The following is a 22,634-nucleotide window of genomic DNA, read 5'->3' as shown; positions in this document are numbered from 1 at the left end:
ATCACTGCCCTGAGCCGCTGCCTTACTTCGCTGTTTCCAAGAAGGTGACGGCAATGGGTAACAGCTGAGTTTCTACAAAGTCGACCTGCTCATCGGTGGTCGTATCAAGAATACGAATACCTTGGGCGTTTGTGTTGGCATCGCCTAACCACAGGGTGCCTTCTGGGCTCAGGTTTAGAGTTCTGAAGTCTCCACCTGTTAGATCAGCGACATCTTCAAGGCTGCTCACGCCTTCAGCTGGGTTGAAACGTTGCAGAGCAAGGTCCTGCCAGCCTGAGTAGTTAAGAATGTAGGCCTGTGTTGGGCTAACAAAGACAGCGCTATTGATTTGTGTGGCGATATCCTCATCGGCAATTAACGAGCTAACGGCAAAGGTTTCCGGGTTAACAATGTCTAGACCGGTTCCGGTAAAGGGTGCGCTGAAGGCACCTCGGTTAACCACGGTAAGGCCAAGACCTTCAACATGCTCGATACGTGCGGGGTTCAAGCCTTGGAGTGGAATACCTTTCAGCGACTCTGTGTTTTCCGGATTGGTATCAATTTCCATGTCGGTTGCTGTATCAAACACGGCAACATACGCGGTGTTTGTCGGCTGGTAATTGCTGTCCAACCGCTCCAGCGTGATAAACAGCTTGTCGTTGGTGATTACGCCTGAGGACATGTTGGGTGCGCCAATGGTGTCTTCAGGAAGGTAGGCTGACAGATCAAGTTCACCGATACGGAACTCGGACTCTGTTGCGGCTGAAGGGTTCACAATCCACGCTTTGCTGGCACCGTAACGAAGCAGGTAGGCTTTTTCCTCACTCACGAAAACAAGCTTATAAGGGTTGGATGAGCCCTCGTCACCAGCCGCAAGCGTGGAATAGTCCCAAGTTGCTATGGCCGGCTCGCTCACATTCACTTTCTTAATGGAGTCGCCGTTGAACTTTTCAATCAGGTAGTAGTTCTCTCCGTATGCGTTCACAGTAATATCGGAAATTGTTGAAAAGTAGCCACCCGAAGCCGTTATATCCTCTTTATCAAGTTCTGCCAGCTCAACCTCGCCCGAGCTGTAATCGCTTGCTGCTGTTGCAATAACAGCCACATATTTTGTGTCTTCGCCTACTTGCAAATTACCATCGTTGCCGCTTGAGCTTCCGCCACAGGCAGTCAGTGTCGCTGTGAGGGCAAGCACAAAGGGCAACGCTAAGCTGCGGGTGTAGTGTTCAGTTTTCATTGATAAACTCCTTGGTTGTCGTGCATTAAAAGCGGTGCTTCATATTTACAAACCAGCCCCTACCCGGCCCCGGGAAGCGGCTGAAGTCTTGGTAAACTTCATTCGTTATGTTCCGCAGCTCCAGAGCGATGTCGCTTTCACTGCGGTTTGCCCAGATCTTCGTCCAACTGGCGGAGGCGTTAACAAGCGTTCGCGTGTCTGCGGTTAATCTGTTGGCAGCGTCGTAATAGAGCTTGTCGTCATGGCTGTAGGAAATATCAAAGCGAAATGGCCGTATATGCCAACGGCTGCCCGCAACGAACGATTCATGGTAAATGCCCGGCAGCCTGTGTTCGTAACGGTCGTTAACACTGTTGTCGGTGTTTTCAGACTCTTGCAACGTGGCGTTGGCGTAGACTTCCCACCAGTGGTAAATGCGCCACGAAGCATCCATTTCTGCACCGTATATGTGTGCGGATAAATTGGTATAGCGCCCAACGCCACGGGCGTCATAAATAGCCGAGACTGCAGGGTCTAGATCGCGATAGAAGCCGGTTAGTTCAACATGCCCCCAACCTTGGTCTGTGCGCAGTGTGATTTCGTAATTTAGAGACTCTTCGGCTTGCAGGTCGGTGTTGCCAACAAACAACCCCTGCTGACCATAGAGCTCCTGCAAAGTTGGAACGCGAACCTGACGTGCCAGCCCAGCTGAGACTTCCCAGTTCTCGGCAAAGTAATGGCTCAGCCCCAACTGCCAGCTGTTATAACGATCAGTGTGAGATACTTTTGTGATGGCGCCATTGCCGAGTGTCTCATCGGAATCGTCGTTGACTCGGTATTGTCGCAGTGAAGCCTGCGAGCGCCAGCGACTGTTGGAGCTGAGCCATTGGTGAGAAAGCGCAGCGGCAATTTGTAGGCGCTCTCTTTTGTCAGGAAGTTCTGAGCCGAGCTTGTCATGTTGCTGGTAGTTGTAATGAGCGACATCGGCCGTCGCGGAAACCGTGTGATTGCCCAGCAGCCAAGTGAGAGTGTTGACCATGCCCAGCTGATCCGTGTCGGTATAGACATCGGTGGTGCCTAGCCCAACGAGCCCGGTCGCGTTGTTGTAGCGCTCGCTGGTATCCGACCAGACAAGCCGGTGGCTGGAGTGAATTTGGCCGTCCATCCAGCCTTGTTGTTGGTAGTGAAGTTGTGTGCGCAGTGTTTCGTTGGTTAGAAAGGCTTTATTGTTGCGCCAGTTCTGAATGCTGGGAACGTTTTGCTCGTTATCGTTGTATTGGATCAGCGCATCCAGTTTGCTGGTGTTGTTGATCTCCCAACCAAGTTTGGTGCTGACGGCATCCTGTTCGTACTCTGCGTTCCGGCGCTTGGTGTTGGCGCCATCGTTCGGGTTAAACCAATTGCGGCTGTTAGGGTATTCAAAGTCGTTGTCGCTGCTTTGCCTATCTAGCGATAGCCAGTAATAGAAGTCTTTATGACTGCCGCTATCGAACAAGCCCATCTTGTAAGTATTAAATGAGCCAGCACCCAGATTTAGGCGGGTTGAACCCTCAATATCTTTGCCGAGAGTTTCCAGTACAACAACGCCGCCAATACCTGCTTGGGCGAATTGTGCGGGTGCACCGCTGGGGTAGACCTGAATGCGGCTGACATCGTGGAGGCCTAGCTTGCCCATATCTACGCCACCCGTGACCGGATCATTCAGCAGCATGCCATCGACCACAACCTGAACTTGTTGTGCCGTGGAGCCTCTGAGCGACACGGAGGAATAGCTGCCTAGGCCGCCACTTTGGCGGATTTGCACGCCGGTTTGTTCACTCAGTACATCCGCTAGGTTTGCCGTGCGGTTTTCAAATTCTGAGCGAGGAACTACTCGCACGGGGCCAGTTGCCTTGGAAGGGTCTAGGGTTGAAGCAGCGTTGGCAGGGGCGCTTTCCACAATGATAAACGGCGCAGAATCATCGGCACTTGCGACGGCCAGAGGCATAAGAAATAACAGGCAGGCAATTCGTCGCATTGGAGCAGTAACCATGGCCAAATGAGCTATAAACTGCAGCCAAAGAACACTGTCTTAGCTGCGAGCACAGCTATCATCAGGAGGTTTAACGCCAACACGATTGGGGCAAAACTCCGCGGTACCAGCCCTCCGCCAGTACTCACTGATAGCCGGTAGCAGGCCGGTCTCCGGGCTTGCGGCTGGCGATGTCGCCAGAGTAGGATGCGTTCGCACCAGCATGAAGGCTGGGCCTGATCCTGCTCATTGCCACTTACCGTTGCGGGGGCAGCGTCGGACTTTAACCGAACTTCCCAGTTTCACCCTGTGCGCAATAATACGATAACGTATGTTGCGCAACGGGCACCTGCTACGGATAGAACTTGGCGCATAGTCTAGGGTCCCGTTTTATGTCAGTCAATTAATGTTGTTTGTGACTATGGGTCTGCCGTTTTTATAGCGTTAAAAGGAATGCTCGATTGATGATTTTTCGTGTATTTTTATTGTTTTTCGCGCTCATTCCCGGTGCATTTGCAGACGTTTGCGCCACAGATGATGGTGGGCAATCCCTTTGTCTGGCGGTTCCTGCGCAGCGCATTGCCACTTTGTCACCGGGCGCAACAGAGCTTACTTTCGCAGCCGGGGCGGGTGACAAGGTCATCGCGGGTGTTAATTACAGTGATTATCCACCTGCCGCGCTCAAACTCCCACGGGTTGGCAACCATACTCGAATAGATCTTGAAGCCTTGATGGCGCTTAAGCCGGATTTGGTTATCACCTGGGTAACAGGCAACCCGCCGGCCCAGATTGAGTTGTTGGAGGCGCTGGGTATTCCCCAGTTCGCGATAGAACCCCGAACGTTTGAAGGGGTTTCCAGCGTTCTCCAGCGGCTTTCCACCCTCGCAGGTACGGAGCAGGCTGGGTTTGCAGAAGCTGAGCGGTTCAGAAAAGGCATTGCGGAAATCGCTGAACAGTATCGAAACGCTGAGCCGATACCCGTTTTTTATCAGGTGTGGGAGCAGCCACTGATGACCATCAATAATGATCATTTGATTGGCAAGGTTCTGCAGTTGTGCGGTGGGATTAATGTGTTTGGCGACATGCCACGTTTGGTGCCCCGAATCAGTGCAGAAGTTGTTCTGAAGGCAGACCCTCAAGCCATTCTCACGGGGAGCGTAGATGGCGAAGCTGACGAGCAACTGGATCGCTGGAGAGACTATTCCGAATTGAGTGCAGTGGCTCGAGATAACCTTATTTTCGTTCCCGCTTCCCCCATTTCCCGGCCCACTCCCAGGCTACTCGAGGCCAGCAAGCTGATCTGCCAAAAACTGGAAGTTGCCCGTGGGCATTGATGGCCTAAGCGTGAAAATGTGCGGTGGTGATTTATGACTCGCGCGCTTCTGAGCCTGAGTATAGTGGCATTGGCTGCCATGATGCTGGCTCTGGCTGTGGGAAGCGTGACCGTGCCACCGTCTGATCTTTGGCAGGTTATTCAGGGTGACGGCAGCGCCTTACACCGCACGCTTGTTTGGGAATTACGGCTGCCCCGCGCAGTCGCGGCCTTTGCTACCGGCGGCCTGCTTGCAGTAGCCGGTGCGTTGATGCAGGTATTACTACGAAACCCACTTGCCGACCCTTATATTCTAGGGTTATCAGGTGGTGCGGCCGTGGGTGCGCTGTTGGCCATGCTCGCTGGAATGGGAACGCTATTGGTCTCGGGCTCGGCTTTCGCCGGTGCCATGTTGGCAACCATGCTGGTGTTTGGCCTTGCCCATGGAACTGGCAGTTGGACACCTTCCCGCCTGCTGCTCACTGGGGTTGTAGTCGCCTCCGGCTGGGGCGCTGTGATCACACTTATGTTGGCAATTACGCCCTCTTACAAACTGCCCGGCATGCTGTACTGGCTAATGGGAGATGTTTCCTATGCACGCACACCTTGGCCGGCGTTTTTAGTGCTGGTTGTTTCGATTGCGTTGATTATGCCGCTTGCCCGGAGCCTTAACGTTTTGGCTCGTGGACCTATGCAGGCAGCCGCGCTGGGGGTTGCTGTGCGACCGTTGGAATGGTCGGTGTATCTACTAGCAAGCTTGCTGACGGCAACCGCGGTAACGGTGGCTGGCAGCATCGGTTTTGTCGGTTTGATTGTGCCTCACATGCTCCGGCTAGTGCTGGGTAATGATCAGCGCATCATCTTGCCTGCCAGCGTTTTGGCTGGTGGAACATTGCTAGTGCTGGCAGACACTTTGGCGCGCACGGTGATTGCTCCCGAGCAGTTGCCGGTTGGCGTTATTACGGCTTTGCTTGGCGTGCCTATGTTCCTGTACCTGCTACACCGGAGCCGCTGATGAGCACTCTGCGTACTCGCGATCTGATCGTTAACATTCCAGAAAGGCGCGATGGCTTTGCGTTGAACATGACCATTGAGTCTGGACAGATTTGGGGTGTGCTTGGTCCTAACGGCGCGGGAAAAACCACCTTGCTGCATACACTTGCGGGATTACTGCCCGCGCGAAGTGGGTGTGTAGAGCTAAATAACGCCCCCCTGAAAGAGCTGAAACGTCGTGCTGTTGCAAAGCAGCTGGGTCTAGTATTTCAGGAACGTCAGGACACATTTCCGGCAACGGTGATGGAAACAGCGCTCATTGGTCGCCATCCCTGGCTGTCACCTTGGGAGAGCGAGCAGGGCGAAGATCAGGCGCTTGCCGAGCAAGCGTTGCATGCACTGGATGTTGATGGTTTGTCTAACCGCTTGCTCAACACCTTGTCTGGTGGCGAGCGCCAGCGTGTGGCTATCGCCACCCTAATGACTCAAAACCCCCATATCTGGCTGTTGGATGAGCCCACCAATCATCTGGATTTGCACCATCAGGTTAAGGTGATGAACCTTCTTCGGAATCAAGCCAAGTCCGGAAAAGCTGTGTTTATGTGCCTACACGATCTGAACATGGCCGCACGCTGGTGTAGCCATGTTCTGTTGCTCTACACCAATGGCGATGCCTGTTGGGGTGAAACCGAAAGCATGTTGGTGCCAGAAGCATTGGAACGTTTATACAACCAGCGCCTTATCTCCCTGAAAAAAGACGGACTGTCGGTATTTGTGCCGGCTCCATAAAGCAACTTTGATATGAGGCTATCGCTATGAAGGAACGCGCAAAAGACCCCGAACGCCACGCCAAGCGCATGGCGGCCAAACAGAAAATCATGCAGGAGCGCATAGCCAAAGCCCAGAAAGAACAGGGCATATTGCTGGTGCTAACCGGCCCGGGCAAAGGCAAAAGCAGCTCCGGTTTCGGTATGGTCGCCCGAGCCCTTGGCCACGGCATGAAAGTTGGTGTTGTGCAGTTCATCAAAGGTGCTTTTAGTACCGGCGAAGAGGCGTTTTTTCGGAACCTGCCCAATGTGGATTACCACGTAATGGGCCAAGGCTACACTTGGGAAACCCAGAATCGGGAGCAGGATGTTGCAGCGGCCAATGCTGCCTGGGACATCGTTGCAGGTATGTTGAAAGACGACAGCTACGATTTGATTTTGCTGGATGAGCTCAATATCGCGTTGAAGTACGACTACATCGATTTGGACCGCGTTCTGGACGACCTGCAGGCTCGCCCGGAGATGCAACATGTGATTGTTACTGGCAGAAGCGCCCCCAAAGAACTGATCGATATCGCAGATACTGTGACTGAAATGGGTGTGGTGAAGCACGCCTTTGAAGATCAGGGCATCAAGGCTCAAAAGGGTGTTGAGCTTTAACCCATGACCACCCTCATGATTCAGGGCACTACCTCCGACGCCGGTAAAACGACTGTCGTTGCGGCCCTGTGCCGCTGGTTGGCCCGTCAAGGTGTATCGGTTGCGCCGTTCAAACCACAAAACATGGCATTGAATAGCGCAGTCACAATCGACGGTGGCGAAATTGGCCGGTCCACAGCTCTACAGGCCTTGGCCTGTGGCCTTGAGCCACACAGCGACATGAACCCGGTCTTGCTGAAGCCACAAAGCGATTGCGGCGCTCAGATTATTTTGCGCGGGCAAGTGCATGGCAATATGGATGCGCTGGATTATCATGCCTACAAAGCAGAAGCCATGGAGGCGGTTATGGCCGCCTGGCGTTCACTCAGCGAACGCTACGATGTAATCATTGCCGAAGGCGCTGGCAGCCCGGCTGAGGTCAACTTGCGAGCCAACGACATCGCCAACATGGGCTTTGCGGAAGCGGCAGATTGCCCGGTATTGTTGGTGGGCGATATCGACCGAGGCGGCGTGTTTGCACAGCTGGTAGGCACGCTGGAGCTTATATCTGCCAGCGAGCAGCAGCGCACCAAAGGCTTCATAATTAATCGTTTTCGCGGTGATATTGCCTTGCTAGAGCCGGGCTTGGACTGGTTGACCCAGCGCACTGGCAAACCAGTCATCGGGGTGTTGCCCTATCTTCACGGCCTGATTGTGGATTCTGAAGACAGCATAGGTACATCCGGCACCAGCGACGCCGGAGCGCTTAACGTAATTGTGCCGGTATTGCCGCGCATCAGTAACCACAACGATTTCGACCCTCTGCGCCTGCACCCCGGCGTAAACCTTCAGTTTATCGGGCCAGACCAGCCCATCCCTCCGGCTGATCTCATCATTCTACCCGGCAGCAAAAGCACCCGCACGGATTTGGACTTTCTGCACAGCCAAGGCTGGGCCCAAGCAATCCGTAAACATCTGCGCTACGGCGGCAAGGTGTTCGGTATTTGTGGCGGTTTCCAGATGCTCGGTGAGCAAGTGGCTGACCCGAACGGGCTGGAAGGAAACGCAGGATCTACAGAAGGCTTGGGATTACTGGAAATGACCACCACTATGGTTGCGGGTAAACAGCTGAAAGAAGTGCACGGCATCCTAAACTTGCAAGCTAGCGGTCAAGCTAAAGAGGCTGTGTTTAGTGGTTATGAAATGCACAATGGTGTAAGTGAAGGTGCAGCCTTTGCAAGACCGCTTGGGCAGGTAAAAGGGAAGCTTGAGGGGGCGGTCAGTGCGGATGGACTGGTTGCTGGCACCTATATACATGGTATTTTTGACCAGTCTGAAGCCTGCGATGTTTTGTTACAGTGGGCTGGCCTGCATACGAGCGGCGCAGCAGTGGACTATCAACAGCACCGCCTTGAGCAATTGGACCGACTGGCGGATCAGGTTGAGCAATGTCTGGATACGGACTGGCTGTGTGACCTACTGCAATTGGAGCTGTCATGAAATTTACCAACATCCATGAACGCGCCATCGCACGCAAAGGCGGCATCGAAGAGCTGAACGCCCTGCTGCCTAACCTGCCGTCAGCCAACGTGCTAGAGGAGCGAACAGACGACCGCTATCTCTCGGAAATCACCCGCTGTGTCTTTAAAGCTGGCTTTGTGTGGCGAGTAATAGACAACAAATGGTCGGGCTTCGAGGCGGCCTTTCATGGCTTTGTGCCTGCCTACTGGCAGCAAGTCCCGCCGGAGGTTTTGGAAGATTTGGCGCAGGATGAGCGGATTGTGCGCAACATGCAGAAAATACGCACAGTGCCGGAAAACGCCCGTATGATTATGGATGCGGCGCGGGAATACGGTAGCTTTGGGGCATTCTTGCAGCAGTGGCCTTCGGAAGACCAAGTCGGGTTGCTGATTTGGCTAAAGCGCAACGGCTCTCGCTTGGGAGGCAACAGCGCACAGTACTTTTTGCGCATGGTTGGCTGGGATGGGTTTATCCTGTCACACGATGTGGTTACCGGCTTGCGCCACGCCAATCTTCTGGACGCTTCGCCAACGAGCAAGAAAGGATTGCAGCAGGCACAAGCGGCGTTTAAGCACTGGCATCAGGAAACAGGTCTGCCCTACAGCCAATTGTCGCGCATACTGTCGTATTCAGTTGATTAAAGGGTTGCTCAGGCCACGAACTAGAGCCCAAGCAAAAACACTAGTTCACAAAACATCACACTGGCCCCCAGTGCGTCGCCGGTGTAGCCGCCCAATTGCTGTTTCAGATACCAACCCCAAAGCAACGCCACGACAATAATGGCAGTGACTGCGACCAGCCACAGCCCTGGCAACCACAGGCTGAAAACCAGAGCGACAAGCGCGGTAAACCCGCAGCTGACCAGCAAGCGGTTGCGCGAGAAACCTTCCGCAACAGGTTTGCTTTTGCTCTTGTCCGGGTCGGTTACATAGGGCAGAAATGCCATCAATAGCAAGGGCGTTAGTCTGCTGACTGCAGGCGCTACCAGCAGTGCAAGCCAGGTGCTTTGGGCATCTATCAACAGAGCAAATTTCAAGCCTAAAGCCATCACCAAAGCCACGGTACCGTAGGTGCCAATGCGGCTGTCTTTCATGATCTCCAGGCGTTTCTCAACGGTATAGCCACCACCCAGTGCATCAACGCTGTCAGCAAGGCCGTCTTCATGAAAAGCGCCGGTAATAAACAGGTGAAAGCACAATACCAGCAGCACACACACCAGCGGGCTCCAAGCCAAACTAAACAGTGCGAATAAACCTGCATACAAAGCGCCCAGCAACAGGCCTACCAATGGAAAATACATGCTGCACTGGTTCATTAGCTTCTGGGAATAATCGATGTGTACGAGCATGGGAATGCGGGTGAGAAACCCAACGGCCAGCCAGAAGGCTTGCCATTCATTGGACAGCTGATGTTTTTTGATAGGCATGTGCAACTCGGTTCAGCAGGGGGGTGTTCCCTCGGGCGATGAAATGCCGGCTATCGGGAGAATCGGGAAGGTATCATGAGTGCGGATGTTTTTCCTGATGAAATCGCACTTTCTGGCTTGTAACAAGCCAGGAAGGACTGCTTTTTTGCTATCGAATACCGTCGACGCTTAAAGCTCTTTGGTGCAGTAGTAGAAGTCTACACAGTCGTACTCGCCGGAGCTTACGCGCAGGTCTGCTTCTGCTGCAGTGGCTGCGGGTGGCACGATAACGCGATCACCTGGTTGCCAGCCCTCGGGTGTAGCTACTCCGTGCTCATCACTGGTTTGCAAAGCATCCAGCAAGCGCAGGAATTCCGGAATGGAGCGGCCGTTGCTCATTGGGTAATACACCATAGCCCGCAGCACGCCTTTCGGGTCGATCATGAAGGTTGCACGTACCGCCGATGTATCTGCAGCGCCAGGGTGAACCATGCCGTAAGCGCGAGCAACATCCATTTTAAGATCGGCGATGATCGGGAAAGGAATATCCACGCCGAACTTCTCTTTGATATTACGCATCCAGGCAATGTGCGAGTGGTGACTATCGATGGACAGGCCTAACAGCTCGCAGTTGCGCTTGTTGAACTCCGGAGCCATTTTTGCAAAGGCCATGAATTCAGTGGTGCACACCGGGGTAAAGTCGGCCGGGTGAGAGAACAACACCAGCCATTTACCTTTGTAACTATCGAGGGATTTCATTCCGTCGGTAGTGGGCGCGTTGAATTCTGGTGCACGTTCGTTCAGGCGTGGCAGGCCGAATACGGGATTTGTAGAGTGTTCCATGGTTAAGCTCCTTGGCTGTTGGTAATGACCTAACTATAGCTTGTGAATGATTTAATGGAATAAGGATATTCTAATAGGTGCTATAGGCGATTGTTATCAACATCAAGGGGGTCGGCTTTCAGGTTTGTCCCCAAGCAACACTTTGTACTCGGCCTTTCAAAATGGTGCCGGGCACTGCATCAAACAGTAGGTGTGCCGTCTCGCCGGACTCAATTAAAGTTCCGGCATCGAAATGGTCGTGCATGACACTGTGAACTACACTTTTAAATAAAGTGAACTTGCAATCAGCAAATGAGTGGCCCATGGCAGGAAAATTCAATCAGCGTCAGTGGGGAGCCGATACCGGCCCTCCGCTGCGGAAATTGGTTTCTTCTATTCCCGATGTGCTCTGCACTTATTGGTTAAGTGCTGATGGCAGTTCTCATCGGTATCTGTTCATCAGTGAGCAGGTGCAGGCTGTTTTGGGCATCGATCCAAGCGTACTTCGGGAAAGCGCTGACGCTATGTTTGCCGCAATTCATCCAGACGAGGTGTCCGGTGTCAGGGAAAGTGTTGCTGAGTCTGCCCGCGTTCTCACTCCTTGGAGCTATCAGGCTCGTTTAAAAGTAAAGGCTGGGCACTATGAATGGTTTGAAGCCCATGCCATGCCCGAGCGCCAAGCTGACGGCAGCACAATCTGGTATAGCCAGTTTCATAAGATTCAACATTACAAAGAGCTTGAGCACTCCCTCAGAGAGCGGGAGGCAGAGTCTGCTTTTCAGGCTGACTTTCAAAAGCTGATTGCCAAACTATCCACCGATTTTATCAACCTGAGCTTCGGTGCTATTGATCAATGCATTAACGAGCTGCTGGGAGCTATTGGTGATTTTTTTCAGGTAGACCGGGCCTACTTGTATGAGTTTTCGCCGGATTATCGGGTTATGGATAACACCCACGAATGGTGCTCGGCCGGAATAGCGGCCATTATTGACAGTCAACGGGATGTGCGGACTGATGGGTTCGACTGGTGGCAAAGCAAGATTGACGAGATGGTGGGGGGCAATAAGGTTATTTTTGTTGAAGAGATTGAGCAAATGCCGCCGGGCCCCGAGCGCTTAATGCTGGAAGAGCAGGGTGTCTGCTCAATGCTCTGTGTGCCGGTACGAGTGCGAGGTCTGGTCACCGGTTTTTTTGGTGTGGACTCCATGCGTAAACGCGCTTGGCGCGAAGATCAGGCCGATCTTCTCATCATCGTATCGGGCCTTCTCTCCGGAGCGCTTGAGCGCAACCGACTTGAGACAGAGCTTCTCAACCAGTCTATTCGGGACCCCTTAACAGGCCTACACAATCGCCGCTACCTGATGCCACGGCTTGATGAAATGTTGGGCCGTTCCCGCCGCCATGGCGAACCCTTTACATTGGCCATGTTCGATCTGGATCGCTTTAAAAGCATCAATGACACCATCGGCCACCTAGGAGGGGACTGTTGCCTGCGCCGGTTTGCCGAGATCCTGCTGGAGCAAACCCGATCAACAGATGTTGTGGCGAGATTTGGTGGCGAAGAGTTCGTGGTTGCGTTCAGTGGCGTAAGTCCGGCGGATGTGCGCCTAACAGTAAGCCGCATTATCTGTGCGGTGCGCGAGCATAACTTTGTTTTTGAAGATAGGGTTTTGCCGCTAACCGTCAGCGCGGGAATTGCTACTATCGGAGAGTTGGATGCGGCGCCGGCGTCGCCAGACCCGCTTATCCGGTTGGCCGATGATCGCCTCTATTGCGCCAAGCAGGAAGGGCGCGACTGCATTGTTGATGCATCAGGGGTATCGCGCATATAAGAAAAGAGCATTTCACCTTATATTCCGTTTTGGTATATCCTTAGAATTAAATCCTAAGAGCCAGCCCCAACGGAGGTGAATGTCGTGAGTAACCCGATCGTTCAGCATTTTTTTGACGAACCCACCAATACATTCAGTTATGTGGTTCGAGATCCTGCTAGTCAGGCCTGCGCCATTCTTGATTCTGTGCTCGATTTTGACTACGCCGCAGGCTCAACCGATGTGCGTTCTGCCGATGAGATTGTTGAGTACGTGCAGGCCAACGGTTTGAAGGTTGAATGGATTCTGGAAACCCACGTTCATGCGGACCACTTGTCTGCTGCGCCCTACCTCCATGAAAAACTTGGCGGCAAAACCGGCATTGGCGCCCACATACGGGATGTACAGGAGATTTTTGGCAAGGCGTTTAATGCAGGTACAAAATTTGCTCGGGATGGTAGCCAGTTCGATCGCTTATTCCGGGAAGGCGACACTCTTACTATTGGTGGCCTTGAGTGCCATGTAATGCACACTCCGGGTCATACGCCTGCCTGCCTAACCTATGTGATTGGTGACGCAGCTTTTGTGGGCGACACCTTGTTTATGCCAGATTATGGAACTGCGCGATGCGATTTCCCCGGTGGCGATGCCCGCGTGCTATACCAGTCGATTCGCAAGGTGCTGTCGTTGCCTTCCGAAACCCGCATTTTCCTGTGCCATGACTACAAAGCCCCGGGCCGAGATGAGTATGTGCATCAGACAACCGTGGCGGAGCAGCGTGAGGCCAATATTCACGTACACGATGGCGTTAGCGAAGATGAGTTTGTGAAGATGCGCACAGAGCGCGATGCCACCCTTGATATGCCTCGACTGATTCTACCGTCGGTGCAGGTCAACATGCGGGCGGGTGAAATGCCGCCAGCAGAGGATAACGGCCAGGTGTACCTGAAGATTCCGGTCAACTTGTTCTGAGCACGGAATGAACTTCAAACGTTATTTGCCGATTCTTCAATGGGCGCCAGAGTATGGGCGTAGTCAAGCCACCAGCGACATGGTGGCTGCGGTTATTGTAACCGTGATGCTGATTCCACAATCTCTGGCTTACGCCTTGCTAGCAGGTTTGCCTGCGCATATAGGTTTATATGCCAGCATTCTACCCCTGATCCTCTACGCACTCTTTGGCACAAGCCGCACGCTTTCAGTAGGACCCGTGGCGGTAGTCTCCCTGATGACTGCTGCCGCACTGGCGCCTCTGGCTGAGGCTGGAAGCCCGGAATACGTTGCTGGCGCCATCCTACTTGCCGTGATGTCTGGGCTGATGCTCACCATGATGGGCGTTTTTCGACTGGGGTTTCTTGCCAACTTTCTCAGCCATCCGGTGATCTCCGGTTTTATTACTGCGTCTGGCATAGTGATCGCCGCCAGCCAGCTCAAGCATATTTTTGGCATACAAGCGTCTGGCCAAAACCTGTTGACCATCGGTCAATCGTTGGTTGGATCTTTGGCCGATACCAATGTACCAACACTGTTGATCGGCACGGGAGCCCTGCTGTTCCTGATATTCTCTCGCAAGCAGTTAAAGCCTTTATTGATCCGTTCAGGTGTGGGCTCACGGCCCGCAGATATACTCACGAAAACCGCACCGATTCTCGCGATATTGGTGACCACGCTGGTTGCCTGGCTGCTCCAGCTTGATACTCAAGGCGTTCGGTTGGTCGGAGTTGTGCCTTCGGGACTCCCTGAATTGACCATGCCATCCATGGATTTGGGGCTATGGCAGCAGCTGGCAGTCAGCGCCCTATTGATTAGCGTAGTGGGTTTTGTGGAGTCGGTTTCGGTGGGCCAGACCTTGGCAGCCAAAAGGCGCCAGAAAATCGACCCGGATCAGGAATTAATCGGCTTAGGCGCGGCCAATCTGGGTGCGGGGTTTTCAGGCGGTATGCCAGTAACCGGGGGATTTTCCCGTTCTGTGGTTAACTTTGATGCGGGCGCGGAGACGCCAGCTGCAGGTGCATATGCCGCCGTCGGGATTGCTTTGGCCACCTTGTTTTTGACGCCCGCCATTGCGTTTTTGCCTCAAGCCACCCTCGCTGCAACCATAATTGTTGCCGTGACAACACTGATCGACCTGCCGGCACTGGGCCGCACTTGGCGTTATTCCCGTACTGATTTTGGAGCCATGCTGGCAACCATCGTGCTGACGCTTGTGCACAGTGTAGAGGCGGGCATTATTGCTGGGGTATTGCTTTCCATAGGGCTATTTCTGTATCGCACCAGCCGGCCTCACAGCGCAGTTGTTGGCAGGGTTCCGGGTACGGAGCACTTCCGCAATGTTCTAAGGCACAAAGTTGAGCTATGTCCGAAAGTCACCTTTTTGCGAGTTGATGAAAGCCTGTATTTTGCGAACGCACGCTTTCTGGAAGAGGCAGTGATGGATTTGGCCGCCTGCGAGCCGGAACTGAAAGAGTTGGTGCTGGTATGCCCGGCGGTTAACCTAGTGGATGCGTCGGCCCTAGAAAGTCTGGAGGCCATAAATGAACGACTGAAGGATGCCGGGGTTCGGCTACACCTTTCCGAGGTGAAGGGGCCGGTTATGGATCGCTTGAAGCGTACTGCATTTCTCTCGCATCTGAGCGGGCAGGTATTCCTCAGCACATACGAAGCCTGGCAGGCGCTCACGGGTAACCAGAGCCCGTTAAAAGATGTCGCCTGAAGATTGGCCTCTGTTCCGGTTTCTGCTTCGTATCACCTAGATCATTGGTTACGGAGCAGGTAACACCGTTATCATGTAGCCGGTCACGGGTTTCAGAGAGCGCTTTTCATTATGGGCATGACCGACAATCTGCTATCAACCCTGCAGTGGTTTGTAACGCTGTTTCTGTTTCTGCTTATCCTGTTGCAAGCAGCACGTTCTGTGCGTTGGCGCACTTTGCGCTCAGATAATGTGCTTCAGCATTCCTTTTTTGGCGCGGCAGTTGCGTTGGGTTTTATTTGGCAGCTGCGCGCTGGCATCTACCCCGGCCTCGCAATTCATATTTTTGGCATCACCGCAGTCACCTTGATGCTTGGCTGGGGGCTGGCGGTTTTCGCCGGGCTATTGGCCCTGATTCTCACGGTAATCACCGGCCGTGAACCTGTCACCATGTTTGCTGCCAACGGTCTGGTAACGGTTATGATTCCTGCACTTGTAACCCATGGCATCATGCTTTGGGAACGCCACCGGAATTTCAGCAATTTCTTTGCCTACATCTTTTTCTGCGGCTTTTTCGGGGCAGGCATATCCGTGGCTGTGGCAGGGCTGGTGATGTGTCTTATGCTCTGGTTTAGCGGAGTGTATGAGTTTTCGGAGTTGGTCCACGATTATCTGCGATATCTGCCACTGTTCATGATTCCGGAGGGCTTTGTGAATGGTACGATCGTTACGGGTATGATGGTTTTCCATCCCGATCGGCTTACCACTTTGGATCAGCGCCGTTATCGATAAAAATCGGCGTTGGGGGTGCTGCCAGCTACCAACCCGCAGTGCTTGTGAGTGCTGGCCCCGGCGAATCGGGGTATTTCTGGCGCCATTGCTTCACCCATTCTAGAACATTGCCAGCGGGCATCGGTCGCCCAACCCCATAGCCTTGCATATATTCGCATCCTAAATCGCGCAAGGCACGGGCATGATCCATAGTTTCAACGCCCTCCGCCAGAATGGGATGGTGAAATCTCTGGCCCATAAAAATCACACTCTCTACGATAGCCCGATCGTTGGAGTCATTGAGCATGTTGATCACAAAACTCTTGTCCACTTTTACAAGGTCGATGGGTAAAGTGCTGAGGTAGGACAGTGACGAAAAGCCTGTGCCGAAGTCATCCAAAGCAACGCGGAACCCCAGTTCCTGGCTGCGGGCAAGTACATCGCTGGCGCGTTTGATGTCATCTAGCGAGGTTGACTCCAGCACTTCCAGAGTTATTTGTTCAGGCTTGATTGCAGGATGGCTGTGCAAATAATTCTCGAGGTAGGGCGTAAAATTCCGGTCCATCATATGTCGAGCACTGATGTTTATACTGACCGATAAATCCTCACCTGCCTCGTGCCAGAGGCGCATCTGAAAAGCCGCCTCTTCAAGAACCCATTGTCCCGAGGGCACTTCCAGATGGCTTGATTCCAATGTCGGCAGGAATGCGTCTGGGTAAAGCAGGCCTTTGTGGGGATGATTCCAGCGAATAAGTGCTTCAAAACCAATAATTTTGTAATCTGCTATTCGTACTTGAGGTTGGAAGTAGAGTTCAAACTCTTTGTTGTCCAACGCACGGTTGAGCTCTATGAGTTGCGCGCGCTTATATTGGCGATGCTGGTTTAGTTCCTGATCAAAAACGTGCAGCAAGTTTCGGCCCTTGCCCTTTGCCGCGTACATTGCCTGATCGGCATGGCGAATCAGCCCTTCGGCATCTGCATTGTCGGCGGGATAACCTGTTATGCCGAGGCTGGCTGTAACATTTATAGTGCCAGCCTCTGGGCCAAGGTCAATCGGCTCGTTGATGGTAGACAGTATCCGATCATACATAGCGTCATGGTTATCGCTTTGTAGGATAAGGCCAAATTCATCGCCGCCAATTCGGGCCACGGTGTCGCCGCTGCGCAGGCCTTGCGCCAGACGGCTTGCCAGAATACGCAGAATTTTGTTGCCTGTCTCGGTTCCAAGATTCTCGTTGACTGCCTTGAATCCATCCAGATCGATATAGCCCACCGACAGACTTTTTTGGTGGATGTCCGCCTGTATCTGAGCTTGGTGCAATCGCTCTTTAAGCAGCTGTAAATTAGGCAAACCGGTGAGATCGTCGTAATTTGCGGCGCGATCTATATCTTTGGCGTGGTTTTTCAGCTCTGTAATGTCGGTGAAGTTGGCCACATGGTAATAGCTTCCAGATTCGTCCAGATGAATGCGGCTAATGGACTGCAGTTCGACCAGTTCTTCCCCGTTTTTCCGCCGGTTCCAAATTTCCCCTCGCCAGAATCCAAACTCTTCAATGCTCTTCCACATAGATCGGTAATAGGCCGGGGAGTGGCGCCCCGAACTGAGAATGGAGGGGTTAAGGCCCAGAACGTCGGCACGGCTGTACCCGGTAATGCGTGAGAAAGATGGATTTACATCGAGTATGCGGTTATTTTGATCTGAAATGATGATGGCTTCATGGCTGCGGTCAAATACACTGGCGGCAATACGAAGTCCGCGTTCGCTGTGTTTGTGATCAGAAATATTATTCATGATCACGATGAAGCCCGGCTCCACTCCGTGCTCTTTACCAATAGGCAGCCCGTAGGCGTGAACCCAGAACGGTTCCCCAGTATGAGTGTAAAGCAAAATTTCTTCTTCGAATTGATTTACTCTGTGCAGTTCCCGGACGATACGTCTCAGTGTTGTCGTGTCTGTGGCGGGGCCTTGGAGTAGTTCAGGGGGGCGAATGCCGAGGATGTTCTTCAGTTGGTGTCCCGTATAGTCCTCAAAGCTGGGGTTTGCCCACTCAATTGTACCTGCTGCGTCAAGGATTAAAATCATATTGCGGCTGGCGCTCGCAATCAGAGACAAGCGTTTGGGATCAACCTTGGGGGTGGGCACTTTGTCTAATGGATCCTCTATACTTGGCATTGTTCGATTTGCGCCTCCGCGGACATTTCAGCGGCCATATCTGAAAAGCAGTCTTTCAGGTTACTTCTGATTGTGGGTGTCAGGCTTGATGTACGTCAAGTTTGTGTGCGATAACTCAATTGCGCCAGCGAGAGTGTTTCTGCAGTTTGCGTTGCAAGGTTCTTCGGTGCATGTGGAGGGCTCTGGCTGTGGCAGACACATTGCCCTCGTTTTCGTTTAGTACCCGTTGAATGTGCTCCCACTCCATTTCTTCCACCGAAGGCGGCTCCGGGCGTAGGTCCGGAATTTTGGTTAGAGCTTCAAACCCGCTCAGGAGTTGGCTTACGGTAACCGGTTTACACAAATAGTTGATAGCACCCCGGCGCATAGCCTCGACAGCTGTGGCAATGCTGCCATAGCCGGTAAGTACCAGCACGTTAAGGTCCGGTTGTAGAGCATGTAGTTCGGGTAGCAGCTGCAGGCCGCTCTCACCAGCAAGATTCAGGTCCAGCACACAGTTTCGAAATGCCTGTTCGTTCAAGGCGCTGAGTGCTTCGGCGTGGGTTTGGGCACTTTTGGCTTTAATGTCTTTGCGGCCTAAGGCGCGTGTAAGAACCTCCAGAAACGCAGCGTCGTCATCAATCAGCAGCCATTGTTCGCTAGCGCTCACTTACTGCCTCCTCTGCTTGCATTCTCGATACTCACTTCCGGTAGGTCGATGATCATGGTTGTACCCTGCAGGTCAACGCGCGCTTTCAAAGTGCCGCCCAGGCGCTGGATGGTTGCGTTCGAAAGGAAAAGGCCCACCCCCAAACCGTTTTCCGAGCCCACTATCTGTTCACCAAGAGAGTCCTGGAAAGCATCTTCGAGTCCGTCGCCATGGTCTTCCACTACCATTTCGACCCGGCTTTTTTCGGCGCATCGTACACTAACAGCCACCCATGATGGGCTGGCTGTTAGCGCGTTCGCAAGAAGATTCAGAATGGCTTGGTCTAAGGTGGCGTCTACCGCAACCCAGCAGTCGGGAACATCGGTTGGCCAATCAATGGGGGCAGCTGGCCATAGGAGTGTTGCTGATTCTCGCAGCCGTGCCACCCACTTCTGAGCGGAGATACTTTCAAGCTGTGCGGTTTTTGCCTGAGTTGCCGCACTGGTCAGTTGCTGAAGGTGTTGTCCGCAAAGCGCTAGCTGTCTTTCCATTTGTGCGAAGTCTTCTGCCAGAACAGGGTCTGGAAACGCAGAGCGCATTTCATCAACGAGTAGTGTCATGGTATTCAGCGGCGTACCCAGCCGGTGAGCTACAGCTGCCGCAGAAAGCCCCAGCGCAATAATTTGTTCATCGCGCAGCCGTGTTTCACGAATGTTGGATAACTGCGTTTGTTGTTGGCGTATACGCCTTGCCAGTGCGCCCACGACCAAGAGCAAAATGACTGCCGTCATTGCGAAAGTGACCCACATCCCCGCCAAGTGCAGCTGAGCCAGATTGGCATCATGATGCCCTTCGGTGATCGGCGAGTGCCAAATAACTAGAGCGGTATATACAGCAATACCTGCCAAAGTAAGGATGAGGCTTTGGCTCAAAGGCACCATAATGATCGCCACGGCGATTGGCAGTAGTAATAGAGAAACAAGCGGGTTGGTGTAGCCGCCAGTGAGAAAAAGCCATCCGCCAATCAGGGCCAGATCAAGGGCCAAACCTAAACTTACACTGGTTGGAGAACGTGGCGGTCTGCGGGTAAACCAGAGCCAGCCCAGCGTGGCGAGAACGCCGTAAAGCAAGCAAAGAATAAGGGCTTCCGCTCGGTGGGCAAGGGTTATAGCGGTTTCTGCTACCGCGATAGCGACAAGCTGAAGACCAACAATGGCCAGGCGCATGCTCAGCAGGTAGCGGGCAGCTTGTCGGAAACCGGTTTGAGAGTGAGTGAGCCATTCCATGAGTTAATTGTCCGGTATCAATCTTGGAAATAGCAAACCAGATTTTGGCTGACCACATCGCCGGTCAGTTGTAGCGGTGTTGCGCGCAGGTCGAAGCTTTGTATGGCGGCCAAAGGCGTGATCTCTTGTGTGTGCCCGCCTATGTCGACAAGCCGATCCGGTTGATAAACACAGTTCCGACCATTGGGGAAAAGTGCTACGTAGGCGATTCCGGCTTCGACTAAATCCTGAAAAAAATGTGAGCCGTAAGAAAGGTCTGGCGCCATATTGCCGTCCATTTCCGCGACCTCCACCAGCGCTGCAACGCCTGCGATGTCTGCAAAGCGAACTGGTACACCCAGTTCCGGGCTGCTTGTTCCCCAGCGACCAGGGCCTATGAGCATAGTTTTGCCATTTTCTGTGCGCACTTGCTCGCCCACAAGGCTGGCAACCTCGTATTTTTGGCTCACGGTTAGTTGGCTGTAAACGCTCGCGTTCACCCGAATAACTCTTTGGATTCCGAGGTTTATGTTACCGCCCATGAAGTGTCCGACTGTACGGAATAGTAAATTCCGGTTAGATATCCCCGCGGGTATTTCGGTCGCGGTGGCTTCACCGATTGTAGCCAGCGGTCTGCACTGCACTAGGTTAAAAGTCGGTTCACCGACACTGTTCAGATGCAGGGTAAACTCCACATCGACCGGGTGGTTATACCCAGCTTCCAGCGCGCTCAGTAGGTTGGAGAGGCGAGCCACGAAATGGCCATTACGTACTAGAGGCTGGAAGGTTAGTCGCCATACTGGTGAAGGCAAGCTTAGCTCCCTTGCTCGCTGGCTGGCGGCCTGATCTACTTCGCCCAGGTGGCTGAGGGGTAGGTCTGAAACCTCTTGGGTAAGCTGGCTCAATGGGCGTGTAGACAGTTTTCCTTCCCGTAGATCGAGAACATCCAGAAGGTGTTGTGAAAACCTGTAGCTCTCATCTTGATTTCGAAAGGGCTGACGGAGCGGGTAGTCCAATGCCATAACGCAGGCGTGGTCGTCTTCAATTCGGTCAACAGCGCGTGTACCTAAGCCCATGACCAAGCGAACCATGCCCGCGGCGGGGTCCATGTCAGTGTCCCAAGCAAAGGTATTACGAGAAACACCAACGCCTGCAGCATCTGGTAAATAGTAGCGCCCATGGAAGCGGCCATTAACTCGTTGGATCAGCAGGGCCATAGGCTCTTCTTTCTGATCTAACCCGTGTTGTTTGCGGTAGACCAGAGCGTCATTACTCATGGTGGATGCATAGACCTTGCGAATAGCGTCCTCAAGCGCAGCAAGGCGGTGTTCTGGTGCACCTTGATTGACTAGAAAAACGCTATCGTACTTACCGGCAAATGCGTTGCCGAAACCATCTTCTTGCAGACTGCTTGAGCGCACCAGAATCGGGTATTGGCCATAATGGTCTAGCAGGCGTTCCAACTCGGCACGGATTTCTGGCGGAAAACTGCCTGCTAACAAACCTTGGCGTAGTTCAGAGGCCTCGCTGAAGTAACCGTCGGCAGAGCGCTGGCGCATAATCGCTGGCCACAAACCATTGTGAACGAGAAAGGCATAATAAGCATCTGAGCCCAGATAACTGGAGTCATGGGGCTCCAGACATTCTTGCCAGATATCGGGCTTGTCGGTGAGCAGAATGCTGCGGGCTATCAGCATGCCAGCAGCTTTTCCACCAATATAACCGCTCCCAATCATGCGAGCGCGTATGGCTAGTAGGTCTTCAAGACCAAGATAGTTTCTAGCCAAATCCAGCATGCGTGGATCCCGGCTGATAAGGACGTTCAGTACACGGTTCTGAATATCTGCAACTTGTTCTTGGTTGTCGCCTTCAAGTGCACCGGCTACCTGCATAAATAGCCGGTCCCAGTAGTCCAATAGTGGTTGGCGATGTAGCTGGGCAAGCTCCAGACCTGCCTGAAGGCGGGTGGCATTACTGCTGTCGTCTACCGGGACAAAGCGGCCTTTGTGCTCGGTGTGCGGTAGAAACATGGTAGGGGATTGCCGACACCAGACTTTGATCGGCTGTATCTGTACGTCCTCACCTAGCCGGTGAACGTCCACCATAACTTGAGTGGTCTGTCGGATTCGATCCAAGGTGGTACGGGAGTGCCGATCCGGGTGCAGGGCAAACCAAGCGACGGTATCTAACTCAAAGAGGAAGGGGCAGACCACCCTGAAAAAATTACCGACCATGGCGTCGGTGGCCCAGGCGTCTAGGAGGTCGCTCAGGCAATCGCATACATAGAATGCGCCACGGCCATGTTCTTCAATTAGGCGCCAAACTCTTCCGGTAAAGGCCTCGAAACCACCCAGAGCGTCGACATTTTCGACATGGATGTTGGCACTTTGGGACACCAACGGTGGGTGTTGGCCGAAACGGAGGTAGATGATACGGCGCCCGGCGGACGCCGCAGACTCAATAAAAGGAGTAACGAAACGGCGATAATCGTCTAGATCGCTGACTCTCCAGACCACATTATCGCCAATTCTCAGGCCGTCAAGAACATCATCAAGCCCCGGGAGGCCAGTGGAAACCCGGTTATCATCCTGTAGGTTTCCGCCGCTCCCGTTCATGTATTGCTACTCCG

At 53.3% G+C, this 22,634-nt stretch carries 18 protein-coding genes and 1 riboswitch; of the genes, 10 read left to right on the top strand and 8 right to left on the bottom strand.

All coding sequences use genetic code 11. From position 1 onward, the window contains the following. Window positions 1–22: 22 nt before the first annotated feature. Window positions 23–1,216, bottom strand: coding sequence for a hypothetical protein (locus MWU62_RS01320; RefSeq protein WP_247113061.1), 1,194 nt, complete (start codon window positions 1,214–1,216; stop codon window positions 23–25). A 25-nt stretch (window positions 1,217–1,241) separates the two neighbouring features. Further along, a complete protein-coding gene (locus MWU62_RS01315) occupies window positions 1,242–3,212 on the bottom strand; it encodes a TonB-dependent receptor (RefSeq protein WP_247113060.1) in 1,971 nt (656 codons plus the stop codon). 140 nt (window positions 3,213–3,352) lie between these two features. Then, a riboswitch (cobalamin riboswitch) is annotated at window positions 3,353–3,574 on the bottom strand. 96 nt (window positions 3,575–3,670) lie between these two features. On the opposite strand from MWU62_RS01315, the gene MWU62_RS01310 reads away from it, so the two are divergent. The 6 genes from MWU62_RS01310 to MWU62_RS01285 are packed head-to-tail and all read left to right on the top strand — an operon-like array spanning window position 3,671 to window position 9,079. Beyond that, a complete protein-coding gene (locus tag MWU62_RS01310) occupies window positions 3,671–4,540 on the top strand; it encodes a cobalamin-binding protein (protein WP_247113059.1) in 870 nt (289 codons plus the stop codon). A 33-nt stretch (window positions 4,541–4,573) separates the two neighbouring features. Next, a complete protein-coding gene (locus MWU62_RS01305; protein WP_247113058.1) occupies window positions 4,574–5,533 on the top strand; it encodes an iron ABC transporter permease in 960 nt (319 codons plus the stop codon). After that, window positions 5,533–6,300 carry an ABC transporter ATP-binding protein gene (locus MWU62_RS01300; RefSeq protein ID WP_247113057.1) on the top strand — a complete coding sequence of 256 codons (768 nt, stop codon included), beginning with the start codon at window positions 5,533–5,535 and terminating at the stop codon, window positions 6,298–6,300. The genes MWU62_RS01305 and MWU62_RS01300 overlap by 1 nt, the downstream gene beginning before the upstream one ends. Window positions 6,301–6,326: 26 nt before the next feature. Continuing rightward, window positions 6,327–6,938: a cob(I)yrinic acid a,c-diamide adenosyltransferase gene (cobO, locus tag MWU62_RS01295; protein WP_247113056.1), complete on the top strand. Its 612-nt coding sequence runs from the start codon at window positions 6,327–6,329 to the stop codon at window positions 6,936–6,938. A 3-nt stretch (window positions 6,939–6,941) separates the two neighbouring features. Next, window positions 6,942–8,417 (top strand): cobyric acid synthase, encoded by a 1,476-nt coding sequence (locus tag MWU62_RS01290; RefSeq protein ID WP_247113055.1) that lies wholly within the window; start codon window positions 6,942–6,944, stop codon window positions 8,415–8,417. Next, window positions 8,414–9,079: a DNA-3-methyladenine glycosylase I gene (locus tag MWU62_RS01285; RefSeq protein WP_247113054.1), complete on the top strand. Its 666-nt coding sequence runs from the start codon at window positions 8,414–8,416 to the stop codon at window positions 9,077–9,079. Before MWU62_RS01290 ends, MWU62_RS01285 begins: the two co-directional genes overlap by 4 nt. 20 nt (window positions 9,080–9,099) lie before the next feature. Here the strand turns inward: MWU62_RS01285 and cobS are convergent, their stop codons facing one another. Together cobS and MWU62_RS01275 are read right to left on the bottom strand one after the other, a co-directional pair. Next, window positions 9,100–9,864: an adenosylcobinamide-GDP ribazoletransferase gene (gene cobS, locus MWU62_RS01280; RefSeq protein ID WP_247113053.1), complete on the bottom strand. Its 765-nt coding sequence runs from the start codon at window positions 9,862–9,864 to the stop codon at window positions 9,100–9,102. Between the two features lie 168 nt (window positions 9,865–10,032). Further along, a complete protein-coding gene (locus MWU62_RS01275; RefSeq protein WP_247113052.1) occupies window positions 10,033–10,686 on the bottom strand; it encodes a peroxiredoxin in 654 nt (217 codons plus the stop codon). Between the two features lie 302 nt (window positions 10,687–10,988). Between MWU62_RS01275 and MWU62_RS01270 the strand changes: the two genes are divergently transcribed. From MWU62_RS01270 to MWU62_RS01255, 4 genes are all read left to right on the top strand, one after another. Then, the gene (locus tag MWU62_RS01270; RefSeq protein ID WP_247113051.1) at window positions 10,989–12,497 is read left to right on the top strand and encodes a diguanylate cyclase; all 1,509 of its coding nucleotides are present in this window, start codon (window positions 10,989–10,991) and stop codon (window positions 12,495–12,497) included. A gap of 84 nt (window positions 12,498–12,581) precedes the next feature. Continuing rightward, entirely contained in the window at window positions 12,582–13,448 is an 867-nt protein-coding gene (locus MWU62_RS01265) for an MBL fold metallo-hydrolase (RefSeq protein ID WP_247113050.1), read from the top strand. 7 nt (window positions 13,449–13,455) lie between these two features. Continuing rightward, window positions 13,456–15,189 carry a sulfate permease gene (gene sulP / locus MWU62_RS01260; RefSeq protein ID WP_247113049.1) on the top strand — a complete coding sequence of 578 codons (1,734 nt, stop codon included), beginning with the start codon at window positions 13,456–13,458 and terminating at the stop codon, window positions 15,187–15,189. A gap of 111 nt (window positions 15,190–15,300) precedes the next feature. Then, window positions 15,301–15,960 carry an energy-coupling factor ABC transporter permease gene (locus MWU62_RS01255; protein ID WP_247113048.1) on the top strand — a complete coding sequence of 220 codons (660 nt, stop codon included), beginning with the start codon at window positions 15,301–15,303 and terminating at the stop codon, window positions 15,958–15,960. 25 nt (window positions 15,961–15,985) lie between these two features. On the opposite strand, the gene MWU62_RS01250 is transcribed toward MWU62_RS01255, so the two are convergent. The 4 genes from MWU62_RS01250 to MWU62_RS01235 all read right to left on the bottom strand — a co-directional run bounded on the left by MWU62_RS01250 (window position 15,986) and on the right by MWU62_RS01235 (window position 22,620). Further along, a complete protein-coding gene (locus MWU62_RS01250; RefSeq protein WP_247113047.1) occupies window positions 15,986–18,112 on the bottom strand; it encodes a GGDEF and EAL domain-containing protein in 2,127 nt (708 codons plus the stop codon). Window positions 18,113–18,227: 115 nt separating this feature from the next. Next, window positions 18,228–18,761, bottom strand: coding sequence for a response regulator (locus tag MWU62_RS01245; RefSeq protein ID WP_247113046.1), 534 nt, complete (start codon window positions 18,759–18,761; stop codon window positions 18,228–18,230). Next, the gene (locus MWU62_RS01240) at window positions 18,758–20,026 is read right to left on the bottom strand and encodes a HAMP domain-containing sensor histidine kinase (RefSeq protein ID WP_247113045.1); all 1,269 of its coding nucleotides are present in this window, start codon (window positions 20,024–20,026) and stop codon (window positions 18,758–18,760) included. The genes MWU62_RS01245 and MWU62_RS01240 overlap by 4 nt, the downstream gene beginning before the upstream one ends. A gap of 17 nt (window positions 20,027–20,043) precedes the next feature. After that, window positions 20,044–22,620, bottom strand: a complete 2,577-nt coding sequence (locus MWU62_RS01235) for a PEP/pyruvate-binding domain-containing protein (protein ID WP_247113044.1) — start codon at window positions 22,618–22,620, stop codon at window positions 20,044–20,046. Window positions 22,621–22,634 lie beyond the last annotated feature (14 nt).

The sequence above is a fragment of the Marinobacter sp. S6332 genome, assembly GCF_023016045.1.
Taxonomy (GTDB): Bacteria; Pseudomonadota; Gammaproteobacteria; order Pseudomonadales; family Oleiphilaceae; genus Marinobacter.
Note: the sequence above shows the minus strand (reverse complement) of the source record. Positions and strands in the feature narration are given on the sequence as shown.